Here is an 18,803-nt window from a genome sequence, read left to right on the forward strand (position 1 = left end):
ACAACAAGAACCACAATGTCGAGCGTCAGCGCGGTATGGATCTGGTCGATCGCCGCCTTCACCACGGCGGGCGTGCTGATGCGCCCGCTGCGCCTGCCCGAGGCCTTCTGGGCCGTTGCAGGTGCCGTAATCCTCTGCCTGAGCGGCTTGCTCGCCGTGCCCGACGCATGGGCCGCCGTCGCGCGCGGCCTGGATGTCTACCTGTTCCTGGCCGGCATGATGGTGATCTCCGAACTGGCGCGCAAAACCGGACTGTTCGACCACGTGGCCGCACTGGCCGTGCGGCGCGCACGCGGCTCGTCGCGCAGGCTGTTCCTGCTGGTCTACGGCTTCGGCACGCTGGTCACCGCGTTCATGTCCAATGATGCCACCGCCGTGGTGCTGACACCGGCGGTGCTGGCCGCCACGCGCGCGGCCAGGGTCAGGAACCCGCTGCCGCACCTGTTCGCGTGCGCCTTTATCGCCAACGCGGCCAGCTTCGTGCTGCCGATCTCCAATCCGGCCAACCTCGTGATCTTCGGCACTCGCATGCCGCCGCTGGCCGGCTGGCTGGCCCACTTTGCCCTGCCATCGCTGGTGGCCGTGGTGGCCACGCTGGCGGCGCTGTACTGGACGCAGCGCACGGCGCTGGCCGAACGGATCGACGCCGACGTGCCGGTGCCGCCGCTGAGCCTGCAGGCATGGCTGACCGCGCTTGGCATCGTGCTGACCGGTCTGGCGCTGCTGGTGGCCTCGCTGCGCGGCAGCGACCTGGGCTGGCCCACGTGCGCGGCCGGCGTGGCCACGCTGCTGATGGTGTGCGCGACGCGGCGCGACCTTCTGATGCCGGCCTTGCGCGAAATCTCGTGGGGTGTGCTGCCGATGGTGGCGGGCCTGTTCGTGATGGTGGCGGCGCTGGAGCATACCGGCGTCATCCACTGGCTCGCCGGGGTCATCCAGGCGGCGTCGCAACGCGACAGCCTCGGCGGACTGCTGGGGATCGGCGGTGCCGTGGCGCTGGTGGGCAACGTCGCCAACAACCTCCCGGCCGGGCTGATCGCGTCATCGGCCCTGGCGGCCGGCCATGCGTCCGATGCCGTGACCGGCGCGGTGCTGGTGGGCATCGATCTCGGACCGAACCTGTCGGCGACCGGCTCGCTGGCCACGCTGCTCTGGCTGACCGCCCTGCGCCGCGACGGCCATATGGTCAGTGCCGGCCAGTTCCTGCGGCTCGGCGCCATTGTCATGCCGGCAGCCATGCTGCCGACGCTTGCGGTACTCACGCTGGCGCGCTGAGCGCCGCCTGCTGCCGGGCGCGGCTTCAGCCCTGGGGGCCGAACCGGACCGGTTTGGCGCGCTGGGACAGCGCCGCCTCCCAGCGCAGGCGCGGCGCACTGACGCGCATGGCGCGGCTGTGATGCTCCACTACCCCCGCTTCCATCGTCGGCTGGGGCAGCGGCACCGTGGCGACATGAAGCAACATCAGGCTGCTGCACGGAAACGCAATCGGCAAGATCACTCGGTGGTCCCTGGAAAATACCCCGTCGGGCGGAAGAACCGCTGCCGGTCAGGCGCCGCGGTTCGGTCATTATGTGCGCTTGTCGGCGGCTTGCGTGCCGCACTTTAGCGTTGTCATCAACAATTCACGGAGGCCTTGCGCGGTGTGCACCGGGCATCGCTCGCCGGCTTTGCCGCAGGTTGTGGGGGCCGGACATCTGCCATATAGTGAAGCACGGTGCACCACGCCGGCCGGCTCGGGGTGGGCAGCACCATCTGCCCCTTTTTCTCCACCGAAGCGGCTCTCCATGACAGACAAGGACGCGGCTCATCACGGCGCGAAGAAATCCCACGATGACGCCGATCCGGCGCGAGGCGACTCGAGCGTATCGGATCGCATTCGCTCACGCCTGCTGGCCGCCCGTGAACGCTTTCATGCGAACGACAACATCGCCCGCTACCTCGAGCCGGGCGAGCTCGACGCACTCCAGGTAGAAGTGCAGGCACGTCTCGAAGACGTGCTGCGCGCGCTGGTGATCGACGTGGACAACGACCACAACACGCAGGAAACCGCGCGCCGCGTCGCCAAGATGTACCTGAAGGAAATCTTCGCGGGGCGCTACGCCAAGCCGCCCCCGGTGACCGAGTTTCCGAATGTGGAGCAGCTCAGCGAACTGATGATCGTCGGGCCGATCCGCGTGCGCAGCGCGTGTTCGCACCACCTGTGCCCGATCATCGGCAAGCTGTGGGTCGGCGTGATGCCGAACCAGCATTCCAACCTGATCGGCCTGTCCAAGTACGCGCGCCTGGCCGAGTGGATCATGTGCCGGCCGCAGATCCAGGAAGAAGCCGTGGCCCAGGTGGCCGACCTGCTGCAGGAGAAGATGAACCCGGACGGCCTGGCCATCGTGATGGAGGCCGAGCATTTCTGCATGCACTGGCGCGGCGTGCGCGATACCGACGCCAAGATGACCAACAGCGTGATGCGCGGCTCCTTCCTGAAGGACGGCAGCCTGCGCCGGGAATTCCTCGCGCTGCTCAACCGCAACGGCAAATAGCGCCACCATCCGGAGCCGCCGCATGCTCGTCCGCCTGCTCTATGCCAGCCGCGCCCGCCAGGCCATCGACGCCGCCATGCTCGACGCCATCCTGGCCACCGCCCTGGAACGCAACCCGCGCCATGGCATCACCGGCGTGCTGTGCCATGGCAATGGCGTCTTCCTGCAAGCGCTGGAGGGCGAACGTCAGGAGGTGTCCCGCCTGTTCCAGGCGATCACGCGCGATCCGCGCCACCATGACCTGGTGCTGCTACACCTCGAAGACATCTGCCAGCGCGATTTCGCCGGCTGGGCCATGGGCCATGTCAACGCCGCGCGCATCAACACCGCCACCCTGCTCAAATTCTCCGCGCGCGCGGAACTGGACCCGTTCTGCACCACCGGCCAGGCATCGCTTGCGCTGCTCAAGGAACTGAGCGCCGGTGCGTCGGTGGTGGCACGCGCTGCCGATCGCGGCCGGTCCTGAGTTCCCGCTTCGTTCTAAGCTGTTCGCGAATTGACGGTCCTGCGGCCGATACGGCCCTTGCGCCGCACATTCCAACCTTCCATGCAAACCTGAAAACACTTGCACACGCCTGCGTTCCCCGCTAAAGTGCGCGGCTGATTGTATGCAAAAAATGAACACAAAATCAGGAGACACGCGACATGGATTTCGCCCCGCAAATCGTTCCCAATCTGCTCAACGGACTTGAGTGGTCAGGCTGCGCCCTGGCCATGAGCGGGTCGCTGCTGGTGGCCTTGCACAACCGCGCGTCGCGCTGGGGATGGATCGCGTACCTGTGCTCGAACCTGGTCTGGAGCGTCTTTGCGCTGGTGACGGGCACCTATGGCCTGTTCGTGCAGCAGCTCGGCTTCACGGCGACCAGTTGCTATGGCCTGTACCGCCACACCATGTATCACCGCGATCTCGACCGCAAGGCGGCGGGCGCCGCCGCCTGAGCGCCGGCGCGTTCCGCGATCCGCTACACGGTCACCCGGCCAAACAGGCCGCATTCGAGATCGCTCTCGAATTCCTCGACCCACTCGCCACCCGCGCCGGCTTCATAGGCGCTGCCAGCGTCCGTGCTCAGCCGGCGCACGCTGATGCGGCGCAGCGCATCGCCGTTACTTTCGTCGGTGATGTCGAAGTCGTCCGGGACCATGCCCATCTGCCTGCATACCTGCGCGAACTGTTGCTGTTCCTCCGGGGAAAAATCGGAAAACGGTCTCGTAGCCATGGCATCCTCCGTCAGGTCATGAGATCGCCGCATGCGCGCAGCGGGAGCGTGCGTCACGCAGGAGGCGCGACGCAAAAAATGGATAGCATGCCGGTGGCATGCATCGACTCACCGTGAGTTGTTGGTTCGGGGGTTCAGCGCTTGCGCCCGGTCTTCGCCATGAAGGGCGGGGACGGTTGCTGCACCGTCTGCTGCCGCACCGGGGGATGCGCCGCCGGAGGCACAACCGTGCCGGCAGGCATCCTTCGTGTTGCCGAATTCATTCTAGGCGTACGCGGCAAGGTGGCAAGGCCGAGACTCGCCGGCACCCGACACGCCACCTCAGGATTGCGCTGCCTCAGCATTCGTGCACGCCAGCATCGGGCGACCCTTAAAGCGCGAAATAAACTAGCCGAAATACGATTCAACGGCGCATATAAGATAGCCAGAATTCGGGGATTGTAGGGATGCAATAGCTCGTCTCAATCGGCCATTGCCGGTTGGCGTCCACAATTACCGAGGTCATCGTCAAATGTTTCTTGACTGTAGGCATCGGCCGGGGTCTTTCCGCCGGCCGCAACGCAGCACCCCTTACCCCTGCTCCGCCCTCCCCCCTGCCAGAAACCGCGCGCGCCGCCATGATCCGCGCGCCGGTGCCGGAGGCGTGCCATGAACGAACCGCTCATACGCGTCGCCGTTGCCGACGACCACCCGCTGGTCGTCGCCGCGCTGCGTGATTGCCTGCAGCGATCCGCACGCTTCGAGGTCGCCTGCGCCTGCACGAGCGGATCCGAACTGGTGCAGGCGCTCGACAGGCAGCCGGCCGACATCGCGATCACCGACTTCTGCATGGGCCACGGCAATGCCACGCTGGACGGCTTCAACCTGCTCCACCGGCTGGCGCGGCGCCATCGCGGCACGCGCATCGTCGTGGTCAGTGCGCAGTCGAATGCGGCGATCATCCGGCGGGCCATCAGGCTGGGAGCGCGCGCCTTTGTCAGCAAGGAAGACGAGCTCGATGAGACCTTGCGCGCCTGCGTCCATGTCATGAGCAGCGACAGCTGCTACTACTCGCCGTCCATACGCGCGATCCTCGACAACGCGTCCATGGTGGATGCCCCCGCCACCGATCTCACGATGCGTGAACTGGAAGTGATCAGGCTCTATGCGCAGGGCATGCAGCTCAACGTCATCGCCGCCAAGCTCGGGCGTTCGGTCAGCACCATCTCCAGCCAGAAGACAGTCGCCATGCGCAAGCTCGGCGTGCACACCAATACCGACCTGATCCGTTACGCCTACGAGAACGGTCTGATCTGAGCGCCCATGCAGCAGCTTCTGGACAGTACCCGCGTGTCGCTGGCGAGCGCCTTCGACACGCTCGCCGACAAGGCCCGCCGGCAACAGCATCTTTACTCGGCGACCATTGCCGTGCTGATCGCGCTGGTGGTATTCACCGGCATCGTGCTGGCGGCGCTGGAAACGGACAAGCACCTGAGCCGTCAGCAAAGCCAGGTTGCCCGTTATGCCGCCTCCCTCTCGGAGCGCCTGGAAAGCGAGGCGGCCTTCGTGAAGCGCAGCATCCTGGGTGTGCGCCGCTATCGTGAATCGAGTCCCGCGCAGATGCCCGATCCGGCCGCGATAGCGTCCGTCCGCGCAACCGGCGTTGCCCGCGTTGCCGATGCGCTGACGGAGCACGGCTTGGGGCACGACTACTACCTGCTCGCGACGGCCGCCACGCGGCACGCCTGGGGGCCCTCGCTACCCGTGCGGCTTGCACGCCTGCAGCAGATTGCGCTCGGTACGCTGGCCACGCAGCAGGCCTTCGGGCTGGACCACCCGGTCTATGTCCTGTCGCTGGAGGACGACAGCGCAGCCGTCCTCGCGCGCCAGCGCCTCGCCGCGCAGGCCACGATGCCGATCGTGCCCGCGCTGGTCGACACCCTGCGCAGCACCATCACGCAGGCGATGCTGGACCGCACGGGCCATGCGGTGCCACCTGCCGACGAGCAGGTCTGGGCCGGCCCGATCCGGGATCCGCTGACGGGTGCCATGGTCATGCTGAGCGTCGGCGCGGCCTATTCGGGCGATACACCGACCATCCTGCTCGCGGCATGCGTGCCGGTCGGAGACTTCCTTGCGCAGCTCGATGACCAGCCCGGAGACAACGCGCTGCTGGCCCTGCTCGATCCGGCCGACGAGGTCATCGATGTCGCCGCCCCGGCCTTGCCCGTCGAAGCGCCGGTGATCCGCGACGCCATGTCGCAAGCGCGACGACCACCACGCAACCTGTCGCACTACACGCGCCGCGGCGTGCTCATGGTGCAGCCGCTGAAGCCGGCGTTCGGCACGCTGGTCTGCTTCGTACCGTACGGCTTGCTGGTGCCGGCGCTCGCCCCCGAACTGGCGCTGATCCTCGGCGTGGGGCTGCTGCTGATCGGCGCCATCGTCCTGAGTGCGCGCTACTGGGACCGCCAGCTGTTGCGCCGGACCCATTCGGAGGCAGCGCGTGCGCTGGAAAACGAGATCCTGAACCAGATCCTCGTCAGCGCGACGCCGGTCGGCCTGTGCATTGTCCGGCAGCGCGACTACCTCGTGCTGACGTCGAACCAGCTGGCCCAGTCACTGCTGCGGCTGGATCACCGCGACACCTTGCCCGCATCCGTGACAGAGGGCTTCGAACGCCAGCCACCGGCCACGGAAGCCGGCCAGCCTGCACCGATCGCGCGCTTCACCGTGTCCGCGCCAGGCGACGCTGACGAGACCGCGCAGCGCTACCTGCAAATCACCTATGCGCCCGCGCGCTACCGCGACGACAAGGTCCTGTTCTGTGCCGTGCAGGATGTCACGACCCAGCAGGCGCTGGAACAGCAACTGCGTTCGGCACAGCAAGCTACCGAGGCCATGATGCGCGCGCGCTCGCGCTTCTTCGCCGCCATGAGCCACGAGATTCGCACGCCGCTTAACGCCCTGATCGGCAACCTGGAACTGCTCGCGCGCAGCCCCGGGCTCGAGAGCCACGCACCGCGGCTGCAAGCGCTGGGCACCGCTGCGGAAGGGCTGCGGCGCATCGTCAACGACATCCTCGATTTCTCGAAGATCGATGCCGGCAAGCTGCAACTGTTCAGCAAGCCCTTCCGGCTGGCCGATGCCCTCGAAGGCCTGGCGCTGACATACGCGCCGATGGCCACCGAACGCGGCATCCGGCTCAGCCTGCAACTGGATCCGCAACTGGATCGTGAAGTGTGCGGGGACCGCATGCGTCTGACGCAGGTCATCAATAACCTGCTGAACAACGCCTTCAAGTTCACCACGAGCGGCCGCATCACGCTCAGCGGCAGCTACGGCCCGGACGCGCTGGGCCGCCCCATGCTGACCTGCCGCGTCAGCGATTCGGGAATCGGCATGCCGCCCGCACTGACCGAACGCGTCTTCCAGCCGTTCGTGCAAGGCGACGCCGTCGCCACCAGCCGCCACGGCGGCACCGGCCTGGGCCTGTCGATCTGCGCGCGGCTGTGCGAACTCATGGGCGGCAGCATTGGCGTGCAGAGCGTGCAGGAAGTGGGCAGCGCCTTCACCATTGCCGTGCCCTTGCCGCCCGCCGGCCACGACGCGGCGACCGCCAACGGACCGGATGCCATGCCCGCGCGGCGCGGCAGCGTGATGGTGCTGTGCCCTGACGCCAGGACCGGCGAATGCCTGGAAGCCTGGCTGGCCACGGTGGGATGGCGAACCCGCTTGCTGGCATCGCTGGCCGCCGCGCGCGAGCACCTGGAAAGCCACCGTCCGCAAGTGATCGTCGCCACGGAGGAATACCAGCCGGAGGCCTTCGCTGCGCTGCAGGCGCTGAGTGCCGCGCCCGTGGTCTGGCTGACGCCGGACGGTCCCCATCGGCCCCGTCAGCGCGCGCCAGGCATCTTCGAGGTGACAAGCTTCAGCCACGACGCCCTGCTCGCCAGCGTGGCATCCGCCGCCCCGGGCCCGCAGGATGGTTCCGCGCCGTCGTCCTCCGCGGGTGACCCAGGCCAGCCCGTCGCGCCGGCGTGGCAACCCTTACCAGACATCACCGGGATGGACATCCTCGTTGCCGAGGACAATCCGCTGAACCAGACGGTGATCGGCGAGCAACTCCGCGCGCTGGGCTGCCGTCCCATCATCACCGACAACGGCAAGCAGGCGCTGGCGGTCGCGGAGTCGACCCATGTCGATGCCGTCCTGACCGACATCCACATGCCGCTGATGAACGGCTACGCCCTGCTCGATGCCCTGCGCGAATTGCTTCCCGACCTGCCGGTGCTGGCGTTCAGCGCGCTTGCCGAGCAGGAGCAGGCCGAGGACTGGCAGCAGCGTGGCTTCAGCGGCTACATCACCAAACCCGCGTCACTGCGGGAGCTGGGCGACGCGCTGCAAGCCCTGCGCGAATTGCACGAATTGCACTCGCGCAAGCTGCCGGACGCCTGTGCCGACCAGAAACGCTATACGCGCCTGCTGCGCGAGCAGCTGCAAACCGACTTGCCTGAACTTGCGCAGATACTGGCCGCCAGGGACCTGCACGCACTCCAGGCCTGGACGCACCGCGCCGCGAGCGGCTTCAGGATCGTCCTGCAGACGGCGCTGCATGCCCGCTGCCGCGCAGTCGAGCAGCTCTGCCTTGGCTCCCGCCACTGGAATCCGGCCATTGCCGAAGCCGGCGAGGCCTTGCAGGCGCTGGCGCTGCGCTACGCCAGCGACGGCCCCGCGGCCGCCGCGCCCGACAGCCCCTGATTCCGGCGGCGGGACCTCTACCACAATCCGCCGATTTGCAGGCAACGACCGGCGCGCCGATAATGACGGCGCCGCACCCGGCCTCGCGGGCGCGTCCTTGCCGCCATTGTCTTCCCCATGTCGTTACATCAAGGCCTTCCCCAGCCGCAGCGCAACTGGGCCATCCTCACCGTCTTCTGCGGGCTGATCATGGCCGTGCTGGACGGCTCCATTGCCAATATCGCGCTGCCGTCGATCGCGCGCCAGCTGCAGTCCGAGCCGTCGAACACCATCTGGGTGGTGAACGCCTATCAGCTCACGGTCACGGTATGCCTGCTGCCGCTGTCATCGCTGGGTGACATCCTGGGATACAAGCGCGTGTACCGCGCCGGGCTGGCCACCTTCCTGGTGGGATCGCTGCTGTGCGCGCTTGCCGTCAACCTGCCCATGCTGGTCGCGGCGCGCGTGCTGCAGGGCCTGGGCGGGGCCGGCATCATGAGCGTGAATACGGCGCTGGTGCGCTTTATCTATCCGCCGACGCGGCTGGGCCGCGGCATCGGGCTCAATGCGCTGGTGGTCGGCGTGACCACGGCGGTGGGCCCTTCGCTCGGGGCACTGATCCTGTCGCTGGCGAGCTGGCAGTGGCTCTTCGCCGTGAACGTGCCCGTGGCGATCGTCGCGCTGGCGCTCAGCCGCAGCGCCCTGCCGGAAACGGCGCCGCAGCCGCGCGATTTCGACTATCCGAGCGCCGTGCTGTCCGCGCTGGTGTTCGGCCTGTTTATCCTCGGCGTCGATGGCCTCGGCCATGGTGGCCTGCGCTACGCCGGTGCCGCCGCGTTGGGCCTCACCATCGTGCTGGGCTGGATCCTGGTGCGCCGGCAGCACGGCCGCCCGGCACCGCTCGTGCCCGTGGACCTGTTTGCCAGCCGGGCCTTCACGCTGGCGGTCGGCACGTCGTTCTGCTCGTTCATGACGCAGATGCTGGCATTCGTGGCGCTGCCGTTCTATTTCGAGTACCAGCTGGGCCGCTCGCTGCACGAAACGGGGCTGCTGATCACGCCCTGGCCGTTGACGGTGGCGCTGATGGCGGCGCTGTCGGGCCGGCTCTCGGACCGCTATCCCGCCAGCATCCTGGCGGGTCTCGGGCTGGCGCTGCTTGCTGCCGGCCTGCTTGGCCTGGCATGGCTCGGGCGTGATGCCAGCAGCCTGGATATCCTCTGGCGAATGGCGATGTGCGGGCTTGGCTTCGGCCTGTTCCAGTCGCCCAACAATCGCGCCATGATCGGCGCCACGCCGCCCGAACGCAGCGGCGGCGCGAGCGGGGCGCAGGCCACCACGCGCCTGCTCGGGCAGACCACCGGCACGGCCGTGGTGGCGCTGCTGTTCAGCCTGGACGAGACCGGCGGCGCGCGCTTCGCGCTTTATGTGGCGGTGGCCATGGCTACGCTGGGCGCTGCGATCAGCCTGAGCCGGCTGCGCGATGCCGACCCCGCCCAGCACACCCAGGCCACCCCGGAACCCGACGCCTGACGTCTTTGGTCATTGCCTAAATAAGGTTCTTCGGCAAATTGCGGGGGCATCGCTCTTGGCAGGCGCTGCTGTTTCGCCGGCGTAGCCGGCGACCTACTCTTGTCCAAGCGACAAGAAGTAGGCGAGAAGCGCGTTACTTGCCCTAACGGGCGAATATTGATCGTAGTGTGCTGAGGGTGTTGTACGGGTATGAGCTTCAGAGCGTGCCCGGCTGCCTGCCGCATGGTGCGCGTCCGCATGCGGGCTTTCAAGCCGTGATTGAACCAGCCCTGAACCTGTCCGTGGCCCCTGCTTCCACCGTCATCGCATCATCGCCTTCGGCTGCTTCGCTGCTCACTAGTCGGTTAGTCAGGGCATCAGCAGCGCTGGCGACGGTGCTTCCGTTACCGGCTTTTCTGGTTTTTACTGAGCCGCACAGCAGCCGTAGGCGATGATGCGATATCGCGCCCACTGGCGGGCCACGGACAGGTTCGGGGCTGGTTCAATCATTGTGGGAGAGCCTACATACGGTTGCGCTCCATGCGGCAGGCAGCCGGGCATTCTCTGAAGCGAGTACCCGTACGAAATTCCTCGCACACTACGATCAATATTCGCCCGTTAGGGCAAGCGACGCGTTTTTTGGTTACTTTTTGTCGCTCGGACAAAAAGTGACTCGCAGGCTACGCCTGCGAAACAGCCGCGCATGCCAAGAGCGATGCCCCCGCAATTCAGCGAAGAACCTTAAATACGCGATGAGTCTGCAATTCCCCCCCTTCCCCCCTCACTCCGCCTTCGCCCCCGACTCCTTCACCACCCTCGCCCACTTGGCGATCTCCGCGCGCTGGTAGCTCGCCAGGCGCTCGGGCGTGCCGAGGACCGGCTCCAGCCCCAGCGTCCGGAGCTTGGCCTGCACGTCCGGCAGCGAATAGATGCGGTTCAGCTCCGCATTGAGCTTCGCCACCACGTCTTTGGGCGTATTGGCCGGCGCAAAGACCGCAAACCAGGAGACCGCCTCGAAGCCGGGCAGACCTTGCTCGGCCAGCGTGGGAATATCCGGAGCCGATGGCGAGCGCTTCGCGCTGGTAACGCCCAGCGCGCGCAGCTTGCCTTCCTTCACCACCGGCAGCGCCGACGGCAGGTTGTCGAACATCATCGTGATGTGGCCGCCAAGCAGGTCCGGAATCGCCATCGCGCGGCCCTTGTACGGCACATGCGTGATCTTCACCCCGGCCATGACATTGAACAACTCGCCGGCGACGTGCAGCGACGTACCGACGCCGGGCGTACCGAACGTGAGGCTGCCGGGCTTCGACTTCGCCAGCGCGATCAGTTCCGCCACGTCCTTCGCCGGCACGTCCGGATGCACGACCAGCACATTGGGCGTCGTCGCCACCAGCATCACGGGCGTGAAGTCCTTGACCATGTCATACGGCATCTTGCTGTAGAGCGAGCCGTTGATCGAGTGCGTGCCCACGGTGCCCATCGCCAGCGTGTAGCCGTCAGCGGCCGCATGGGCCACGGCCTCGGCGCCGATATTGCCGCCGGCACCGGGCTTGTTGTCCACCACGACCGGTTGCCCCCAGGCGGGCGAGATCTTCTCGGAAACGATGCGCGCCAGCGTGTCGGGCGCGCCGCCGCTGGGAAACCCGACCACCATCCGGATCGGCTTGTTCGGATACGCCTGCGCCTGCGCGGCGGGGGCACTGAACACAGCGGCAGCGGCGAGCGCGGCCACGGCAACGGAACTGACTCGCATCGGTTGTCTCCTGGCTGTCCGGCGCCTGCGTGGGCGCCGGCTGTTCTGTGGAAAAATCCGGGACTACACGGCGCTACCGCCGAACTCCTGCATGACCTGCTCGTGCAGGCGGCGCATGCCGCGCAGCCAGCGGTCGTAGTCCTGTCCCTTGCGGCGATAGTATTCCAGTACCTCGGGGTGCGGCAGGATCAGGAAGCGCTCGTCGGCCATGCCCGCGAGCGTGGCGTCGGCAACATGCTCGGCCGTGACCGATCCCTGCTGCAGGAAGCCCTTGCGCTCGCCGTTCTCGCCGAACAGCATGTTGGTCTGCACGCCCTGCGGGCAGATGCAGCTCACCTTGATGCCGCGGTCGCCGTAAGTGATCGACAGCCATTCCGCGAAGCCGATGGCCGCATGCTTGGTCACCGCGTACGGCGCCGACCCGATCTGCGACAGCAGCCCCGCGGCCGACACGGTATTGACGAAGTAGCCGTCGCCGCGCTCGAGCATCTGCGGCAGCACCGCCTTGGCCGCGTGGATGTGCGCCATGACGTTGATGTCCCAGATGCGCTGCCATTCCCCGGCGCTGGCGTCGAGCCCCTTGCGCAGGATGATGCCGGCGTTGGAGCAGAACACATCGACCTGGCCGAAGCGGCGCGTGGCCTCGTCCGTCAGCGCCTGCACGGCGCTGGCATCGGCGACATCCACCGCCTGCCCGAACACCTTGCAGTCCGGCGCGGCCGCCTGCACTTCGGCCGCCACCGAGGCAGCGCCAGCGGCGTTGAGATCGGCGATGGCCACGCCGCGCGCTCCGGCCTGCGCGAAGGCCAGGGCCAGCGCACGGCCGATGCCCGTGGCGCCGCCCGTCACGACGACGGTCTTGTCTTTGACTTGCATGCGTGTGTCTCCTCGTGTCTGTGTTGTCTTTCAGTTGGCGTCACGCGCGTCGGACGTTGCCGGCGCGGGTCGTGTCGATCCTTGCTGCCCGGCGCCGGCCTGCCACAACCGCGCCTGCAGCGTCTGGGCCAGGTCGCGGATGCGCGGGCCCAGGTTACCTTCCAGGATTTCGGGTGACAGCCGCGCCGCGGCGCCACCGATATTCAGCGCCAGCACCTCGCCGCTGCCTTCGAGCCGCAGCGGCGCCGCGGCACCGCTGACGGTGCGGTCCCACTCGGCATGGGCCACGCAGAAACCGCGCCGCGCGTGGTCGCGCAGCGAGCGCTCGATCTTGCCGCGCACCGGCGCCCAGCGCGCGCCATAGTGGCGCTCCAGTTCGGCCAGCGCGGCTTCGCGGTGCGCTTCGTCGAGCCCTGCCAGCCATGCGCGTCCCATCGCCGAGGTCGCCATCGGCAGGCGCGCGCCGGGCGCGAGCCGGATCACCAGCGCGCCGCGCGGCTGGCACGATTCGAGGTAGACCATCGCGTGGCGGTCAGGCATGGCCAGCGCAACGGTGCAATCGGTCGCGAACGAAAGCGACTGCATCAGCGGCTGCGCGATGTCGCGGATGCCCGCGCCGGAAATATAGCGATGCCCCAGCACCATCGCGCCCTGCCCCAGCCGGTACTTCTCCGTCGACTCGATATAGGCGAGGTATCCGAGCGAGGCCAGCGTATAGGTCAGGCGCGACACCGTAGGCCTCGGAATCCCCGTGCGGCGCGACAACTCGGCGTTGCCCAGGTAGTCATCATGCGGCCCGAACGCGCGCAGCAGTTCCATGCCGCGCGCCAGCGCAGTGACGAAGTTGCGGTCTTCAGCGGGCTCCGCCGCACCGCAAGGCATGGCGGGCATGACGTGGGCGGCATCGGGCGGCGGGGCCGGGATGGAAGTCGAACGCTTCATGCAAGTGGGCGTGTGGTCCAGCTTAACTAGATACCAGCTTGCGCCGCGCCCAAGTCGGCTATGTAGCGAATACATAGGGGTCATAGGTGCCATGGATGACGGCGCGCATGCGCTGTCAGGGATTTCCTCTACACCGCGAGCCCCTCGCGAATCTCTCAGAGTGCCGCTATTTCGCTGTGCGGAATACTGGGCCGGTTTTCTTGACTCCCCTTCGACCCCATGCAAAAGTCGATGAAAACGAACGACCGTGCGGGAATTGTCACTTCCACGCAACGGCGTCGCCGGCCACGACCGGCACACCGCGGCGCAACAGCGCAGACCGCATCGCATAGGAGACAACCATGCAATACCCGCAGTACGCATCTGTCCGCGAGCACCACATCCGACTGGCGCAACGCGCCTACCCGGACCCGGCACCGCTCGCCGCGGCCCAGATCCTCGACTGATCCCCTCTTTCGCATGGGCGGCGCCCCAAGGGTTGCCGCCATGAACCCACGCGCCCGCTTGCGGCCGGCGCGTGCCCTGTTTCGTGAACTTCACGAGGTGAGCCTGTGGCATTGTTCCTTCAACAGATCCTGAACGGCCTGACGCTGGGCGGCGTGTACAGCCTGGTGGCCCTTGGCCTGACGCTGGTCTACGGCATCCTGCACGTGCCGAACTTCGCGCACGGCGCGTTCTACATGGCCGGCGCCTACGTCTCGTACTACCTGATGACGACGCTCGGCCTGAACTACTGGCTGGCGATGCTCGGCGCGGCCGTGGTGGTGGCGATGCTGTCCATGCTGGCCGACCGGCTGGTGTTCCATCCGCTGCGCAATGCGCCCGAGCTGCACGACATGATCGCGGCCATCGGCATCCTGCTGTTCCTCGAAGCCGGCGCGCAGGCGCTGTGGGGCGCGGATTTCCACCGCATGCCCACGCCTTACGGGCAGGTCGTTGAACTGTTCGGCCTGACCGCGCCGCTGCAGCGCTTGCTGATTATCGTCGCGGCGTTCGCGCTGATGGTGCTGCTGCACCTGTTCCTCACGCGGACCATGACCGGCGCCACCATCATGGCCATGGCGCAGAACCGCGAAGGCGCCGCGCTGGTCGGCATCGACGCGACGCGCGTCACGCTGCTGGTGTTCGCCATCTCGGGCGCGCTCGCCGCCATCGCCGCCACGCTCTACGCGCCGATCAACCTGGTCTACCCGAGCATGGGCAACCTGGTCATCACCAAGGCCTTCGTCATCATCATCCTGGGCGGCATGGGCAGCATCCCGGGCGCCATTGCCGGCGGGCTCATCATCGGTATGGCCGAGAGCTTCGGCGGCTTCTATGTTTCGACCGACTACAAGGACATCATCGCCTTCGTGCTGCTGGTGGTGATCCTGTCGATCCGGCCGCAAGGCCTGTTCGCCGGCAAGGCAGCCTGAGGAGTACGACCATGAAAGCACTGCAAGGAAAGACCGGCTGGATCCTGCTGCTGGCGTTGGCGATTGCGTTCCCGCTGATCACGCCCAACAGCTACTACCTGACCGTGATGACGCTGGCCTTCATCTACGCCATCGCCACGCTCGGGCTGAACCTCATCACCGGCTACACCGGCCAGCTCAATCTTGCGCATGGCGGCTTCATGGCCATCGGCGCCTACACGCTGGGCATCCTGACCGTGGACCACCAGGTGCCGTTCTGGCTGGCGTTCGCGCTGTCTGGCGTGGTGTCGATGGCAATCGGCTACATCGTGGGCCTCGTTTCGCTGCGGCTGAAGGGTCATTACTTCTCGATCTTCACGATGTGCATCGGTTACATCATCTACCTGCTGATCGAGAAGTGGGAAAGCCTGACGCACGGCACCGTGGGGCTGATCGGCATTCCGGTGCCGGCGGCAATCGGTCCGGTCACGTTCGACAGCGTGCCGGCGCAGTACTACCTGGTGCTGGCCTTCCTGGCGATCGGCACCTACCTGATGCACCGCATCGTCACCTCGCTGCTGGGCCGCAGCTTCATGGCCGTGCGCAACAGCGACGCGCTGGCCGAGGCGCTGGGCATCAACCTGATGCGCACCAAGGTGCTGTCGTTCGTGCTGTCGGTCGGCTATGCCGGCTTTGCGGGCGCGCTCTACGCGGGCCAGGTGCGGTTCCTCGGCCCCGATATCGCGCGCACCGACCTGACCTTCGACATGGTGATGGCGATGCTGGTCGGCGGCACGGGCACGCTGTTCGGGCCGCTGCTGGGCGCGGTGCTGGTGCCGTGGGTCACGCAGACGCTGCAGTTCCTGCAGGACTACCGCATGCTGGTGTTCGGCCCGGTGCTGGTCCTGCTGATCATCTTCTTCCCGGACGGCATTGTCGGCTCCTGGCTCAAAAAGCAGGCGCGCAAGGCCGCCGCTGCGCGCCGCGGCAACCGCCAGCCTGCCGCATCCCCCGCTGCCGCACCCGTAGCCACCACCGCCGGAGCCGACCGTGCTTGAGATCCGCAACCTGACCAAGAAATTTGGCGGCCTGACCGCGGTCAACGATGTCTCCGTGACCTTCGAGCAGGGCCATATCAACGCCATCATCGGCCCCAACGGCGCCGGCAAGACCACGTTCTTCAACCTGATCGCCGGCACGCACGCGCCAAGCTCCGGCCAGGTCCTGTTCAAGGGGCAGGATGTGGCCGGCCTGCGCGCCGACCAGATCGCGCGGCTCGGCGTGGCGCGCACGTTCCAGGCCACGGCGCTGTTCGACCGCGCCACGGTGCTGGACAACCTGATCGTCGGCCACCGCCTGCGCACGCGCTCGGGCCTTGGCGACGTGCTGTTCAACACGCGCCGCCTGCGTGAAGAAGAGCGCCTGTGCCGCGACAAGGCCGAAGCCGCGCTCGACTTTGTCGGCCTCACGCACCTGGCCCACGAGATCGCCGCCGATATCACGCAGGAAGCGCGCAAGCGCGTGGCCTTCGCGCTGGCGCTGGCCACCGACCCTGAATTGCTGCTGCTCGACGAGCCCGCCGGTGGCGTCAACCCTGAGGAAACCGTGGGCCTGGCCGAGCTGATCCGCAAGATGGTCCGCCACGGCAAGACGGTCTGCCTGATCGAACACAAGATGGACATGATCATGCGCCTGGCCGACAAGATCATGGTGCTGAACTACGGCGAGAAGATCGCCGAAGGCACGCCCGCGCAGATCCAGCAGGATCCGCATGTCATCGAGGCCTACCTGGGAGCCGACCATGTTGCAGCTTGAACGCGTCTCGCTGTCGTACGGCAGCTTCCGCGCCCTGGACAACATCACCCTGCATGCCGGCGCGGGCGAACTGGTGGTGCTGCTCGGCGCCAACGGTGCGGGCAAGAGTTCCATCTTCCTGGCGATGAGCGCGATCCACCGCATCAGCGGCGGCAGCATGCGCTTCGACGGCCGCGAGCTGTCGGGCATGAAGCCGTCGCAGATCGTGCAGGCGGGACTCGTGCATTGCCCGGAAGGACGCAAGCTGTTTCCGGCCATGAGCGTCGAGAAGAACCTGACGCTCGGGGCCTACGTGCACCGCCGCGATTCGGCTGGCATCCGCAAGACGCTCGAAGAGGTGTACGAGATGTTCCCGATCCTGCGGCAGAAGAAGGACGACCCCGCGGGTTCGCTGTCAGGCGGCCAGCAGCAGATGGTGGCATTGGGCCGCGCGCTGATGAGCCGTCCGCGCGCGCTGCTGCTCGACGAGCCTTCGCTGGGCCTGGCGCCGCTGGTGGTCAAGCAGATGTTCGAGATCATCCAGCGCATCAACCGCGCCGGCACCACGGTGCTGCTGGCGGAACAGAACGCGTACGCGGCGCTGGGGATCGCGCATCGCGCGTATGTGATCGAGAGCGGCCGCATCGTGATGGAGGGCGATCGCGATTCGCTGTTGAAGGATGAGGGGATTCGCAAGGCATATATCGGCGGATGAAGCGAAGGCCTGAGTTATCCCGATTGCGGACTCCCTCTCCCGCTTGCGGGAGAGGGAGAAAACAAAGCGGTCAGACAGAACGACAGCAGGCAAAACAAGCGCAGTACTTTCAGGAGACAACACCATGCAAAACAACATCATCCGCCGCATCTTCCCGCTGGCCGCCACCGCCGTCGCCGCCATGCTGGCCTCCGGCGCCGCACTGGCCCAGGAAGTCGTCAAGATCGGCTACACCGGCCCGCTGTCGGGCGGCGCGGCGCTGTATGGCAAGAACGTGCTGTCCGGCGTGCAGATGGCCGTCGACGAGATCAACGCCTCGGGCCTGGAGGTCAAGGGCAAGAAGGTGAAGCTCGAAGTCGTGGCGCTCGATGACAAGTACTCGCCCGCCGAGGCCGCCATCAACGCGCGCCGCCTGGTGCAGCAGCACAAGACCCCCGCCGTGTTCGTGCCGCACTCGGGCGGCATCTTCGCGCTGCAGGCCTTCAACGAGCAGGAAAAGTTCCTGGTCATGGCCTATTCGAGCGTGCCGCGCATCACCGACGCCGGCAACAAGCTGACCATCCGCATCCCGCCCGCCTACACCGGCTACATCGAGCCCTTCGTCAAGGCGCAGATGAAGCGCTACGGCAAGAACGTGGCGCTGGCGCCGGCCGACCACGACTACGCCAAGGCGTGGGTGCAGGCCTTTGTCCCGGCCTGGGAAGGCGCGGGCGGCAAGGTCGTCGGCAACAATCCGATGTCCTATACCAAGGCCACCGACTTCTACAGCGGCGTGTCGCGCGCCATCACCGACAAGCCGGACGTGATGTTCGTCGGGGGGCCGTCCGAGCCGACCGCACTGGTGGTCAAGCAAGCGCGCGAACTGGGCTTCAAGGGCGGCTTCATCATCATGGACCAGGCCAAGATGGACGAGATGGCCAAGGTCACCAACGGCCTGGCCATGCTGGAAGGCTCCATCGGCGTGCTGCCGCTGGTCAACGACGGCCGCCCCGCCGCGCAAACCTTCAATGCCAAGTACAAGAAGCTGCATGACGGGCGCGATGCCACCACGGAGATGTCGCTGAACTACACCATGGTGTATGCCCTGGCCGGCGCGATGAAGCTGGCCGGCACCACCAGCGATGCCGCCGCCATCCGCGCGAAGATGCCGGAGGCGGTCAAGGCGCTGCCGAAGGAAGCCAACCCGAACGAGGTCGAAGGCATCGACGCCAAGGGCGGGTCGGTTGCCGATACCGTGGTGGGCTGGGTGCAGAACGGCAAGATCTCGCCGGTGCGCCTGTCGGAACTGGCGAAGTAAGGCGTTGACATCACGATGCGGGCCGTCACGGTGCACCCCTGACGGCCCGC

17 protein-coding genes are annotated in these 18,803 nt (G+C 66.9%); 12 read left to right on the forward strand and 5 right to left on the reverse strand.

The features are described from left to right. Positions 1-15 precede the first annotated feature (15 nt). Complete coding sequence (locus ACIGJB_RS24855) at positions 16-1,275, forward strand: arsenic transporter (RefSeq protein WP_483732645.1); 1,260 nt, start codon at positions 16-18, stop codon at positions 1,273-1,275. Positions 1,276-1,300: 25 nt separating this feature from the next. Here ACIGJB_RS24855 and ACIGJB_RS24860 read toward each other — a convergent pair whose 3' ends face one another. Continuing rightward, positions 1,301-1,462, reverse strand: a complete 162-nt coding sequence (locus ACIGJB_RS24860; RefSeq protein WP_483732646.1) for a hypothetical protein — start codon at positions 1,460-1,462, stop codon at positions 1,301-1,303. A gap of 322 nt (positions 1,463-1,784) precedes the next feature. Here ACIGJB_RS24860 and folE point away from each other — a divergent pair, with 322 nt between their 5' ends. The 3 genes from folE (at position 1,785) to ACIGJB_RS24875 (ending at position 3,473) form a co-directional block, all read left to right on the forward strand. Continuing rightward, a complete protein-coding gene (gene folE / locus ACIGJB_RS24865; RefSeq protein WP_483732647.1) occupies positions 1,785-2,534 on the forward strand; it encodes a GTP cyclohydrolase I in 750 nt (249 codons plus the stop codon). Positions 2,535-2,556: 22 nt separating this feature from the next. After that, positions 2,557-3,000, forward strand: a complete 444-nt coding sequence (locus ACIGJB_RS24870) for a BLUF domain-containing protein (protein WP_483732648.1) — start codon at positions 2,557-2,559, stop codon at positions 2,998-3,000. Positions 3,001-3,179: 179 nt separating this feature from the next. Then, positions 3,180-3,473, forward strand: a complete 294-nt coding sequence (locus ACIGJB_RS24875) for a nicotinamide mononucleotide transporter (protein ID WP_483712004.1) — start codon at positions 3,180-3,182, stop codon at positions 3,471-3,473. Between the two features lie 23 nt (positions 3,474-3,496). On the opposite strand, the gene ACIGJB_RS24880 is transcribed toward ACIGJB_RS24875, so the two are convergent. Further along, entirely contained in the window at positions 3,497-3,751 is a 255-nt protein-coding gene (locus tag ACIGJB_RS24880) for a hypothetical protein (protein WP_483732649.1), read from the reverse strand. A gap of 648 nt (positions 3,752-4,399) precedes the next feature. On the opposite strand from ACIGJB_RS24880, the gene ACIGJB_RS24885 reads away from it, so the two are divergent. The 3 genes from ACIGJB_RS24885 to ACIGJB_RS24895 all read left to right on the forward strand — a co-directional run bounded on the left by ACIGJB_RS24885 (position 4,400) and on the right by ACIGJB_RS24895 (position 10,000). Beyond that, positions 4,400-5,047 carry a response regulator gene (locus tag ACIGJB_RS24885; RefSeq protein ID WP_483732650.1) on the forward strand — a complete coding sequence of 216 codons (648 nt, stop codon included), beginning with the start codon at positions 4,400-4,402 and terminating at the stop codon, positions 5,045-5,047. A gap of 6 nt (positions 5,048-5,053) precedes the next feature. Next, positions 5,054-8,491, forward strand: a complete 3,438-nt coding sequence (locus ACIGJB_RS24890; RefSeq protein ID WP_483732651.1) for an ATP-binding protein — start codon at positions 5,054-5,056, stop codon at positions 8,489-8,491. 117 nt (positions 8,492-8,608) lie between these two features. Continuing rightward, positions 8,609-10,000 carry an MFS transporter gene (locus ACIGJB_RS24895; RefSeq protein WP_483732652.1) on the forward strand — a complete coding sequence of 464 codons (1,392 nt, stop codon included), beginning with the start codon at positions 8,609-8,611 and terminating at the stop codon, positions 9,998-10,000. 760 nt (positions 10,001-10,760) lie between these two features. Here ACIGJB_RS24895 and ACIGJB_RS24900 read toward each other — a convergent pair. The 3 genes from ACIGJB_RS24900 to ACIGJB_RS24910 form a co-directional block, all read right to left on the reverse strand. Beyond that, positions 10,761-11,735, reverse strand: coding sequence for a Bug family tripartite tricarboxylate transporter substrate binding protein (locus tag ACIGJB_RS24900; RefSeq protein WP_483732653.1), 975 nt, complete (start codon positions 11,733-11,735; stop codon positions 10,761-10,763). Positions 11,736-11,798: 63 nt separating this feature from the next. After that, positions 11,799-12,611 carry an SDR family oxidoreductase gene (locus ACIGJB_RS24905; RefSeq protein ID WP_483732654.1) on the reverse strand — a complete coding sequence of 271 codons (813 nt, stop codon included), beginning with the start codon at positions 12,609-12,611 and terminating at the stop codon, positions 11,799-11,801. Between the two features lie 30 nt (positions 12,612-12,641). After that, positions 12,642-13,553, reverse strand: coding sequence for an IclR family transcriptional regulator (locus tag ACIGJB_RS24910; RefSeq protein WP_483732655.1), 912 nt, complete (start codon positions 13,551-13,553; stop codon positions 12,642-12,644). A gap of 551 nt (positions 13,554-14,104) precedes the next feature. Between ACIGJB_RS24910 and ACIGJB_RS24915 the strand changes: the two genes are divergently transcribed. From ACIGJB_RS24915 to ACIGJB_RS24935, 5 genes are all read left to right on the forward strand, one after another. Continuing rightward, entirely contained in the window at positions 14,105-14,968 is an 864-nt protein-coding gene (locus ACIGJB_RS24915; RefSeq protein WP_483732656.1) for a branched-chain amino acid ABC transporter permease, read from the forward strand. Positions 14,969-14,979: 11 nt separating this feature from the next. Further along, entirely contained in the window at positions 14,980-16,005 is a 1,026-nt protein-coding gene (locus ACIGJB_RS24920; RefSeq protein WP_483732657.1) for a branched-chain amino acid ABC transporter permease, read from the forward strand. Continuing rightward, positions 15,998-16,762, forward strand: a complete 765-nt coding sequence (locus ACIGJB_RS24925; RefSeq protein ID WP_483732658.1) for an ABC transporter ATP-binding protein — start codon at positions 15,998-16,000, stop codon at positions 16,760-16,762. The genes ACIGJB_RS24920 and ACIGJB_RS24925 overlap by 8 nt, the downstream gene beginning before the upstream one ends. Then, positions 16,749-17,456, forward strand: a complete 708-nt coding sequence (locus ACIGJB_RS24930; protein WP_483712015.1) for an ABC transporter ATP-binding protein — start codon at positions 16,749-16,751, stop codon at positions 17,454-17,456. Before ACIGJB_RS24925 ends, ACIGJB_RS24930 begins: the two co-directional genes overlap by 14 nt. 124 nt (positions 17,457-17,580) lie before the next feature. Then, on the forward strand, positions 17,581-18,753 hold the full coding sequence (locus ACIGJB_RS24935) for an ABC transporter substrate-binding protein (RefSeq protein ID WP_483732659.1): 1,173 nt from the start codon (positions 17,581-17,583) through the stop codon (positions 18,751-18,753). The last annotated feature ends 50 nt before the right edge of the window (positions 18,754-18,803 follow it).

The sequence above is a fragment of the Cupriavidus sp. C2SS-8b genome, assembly GCF_057073745.1.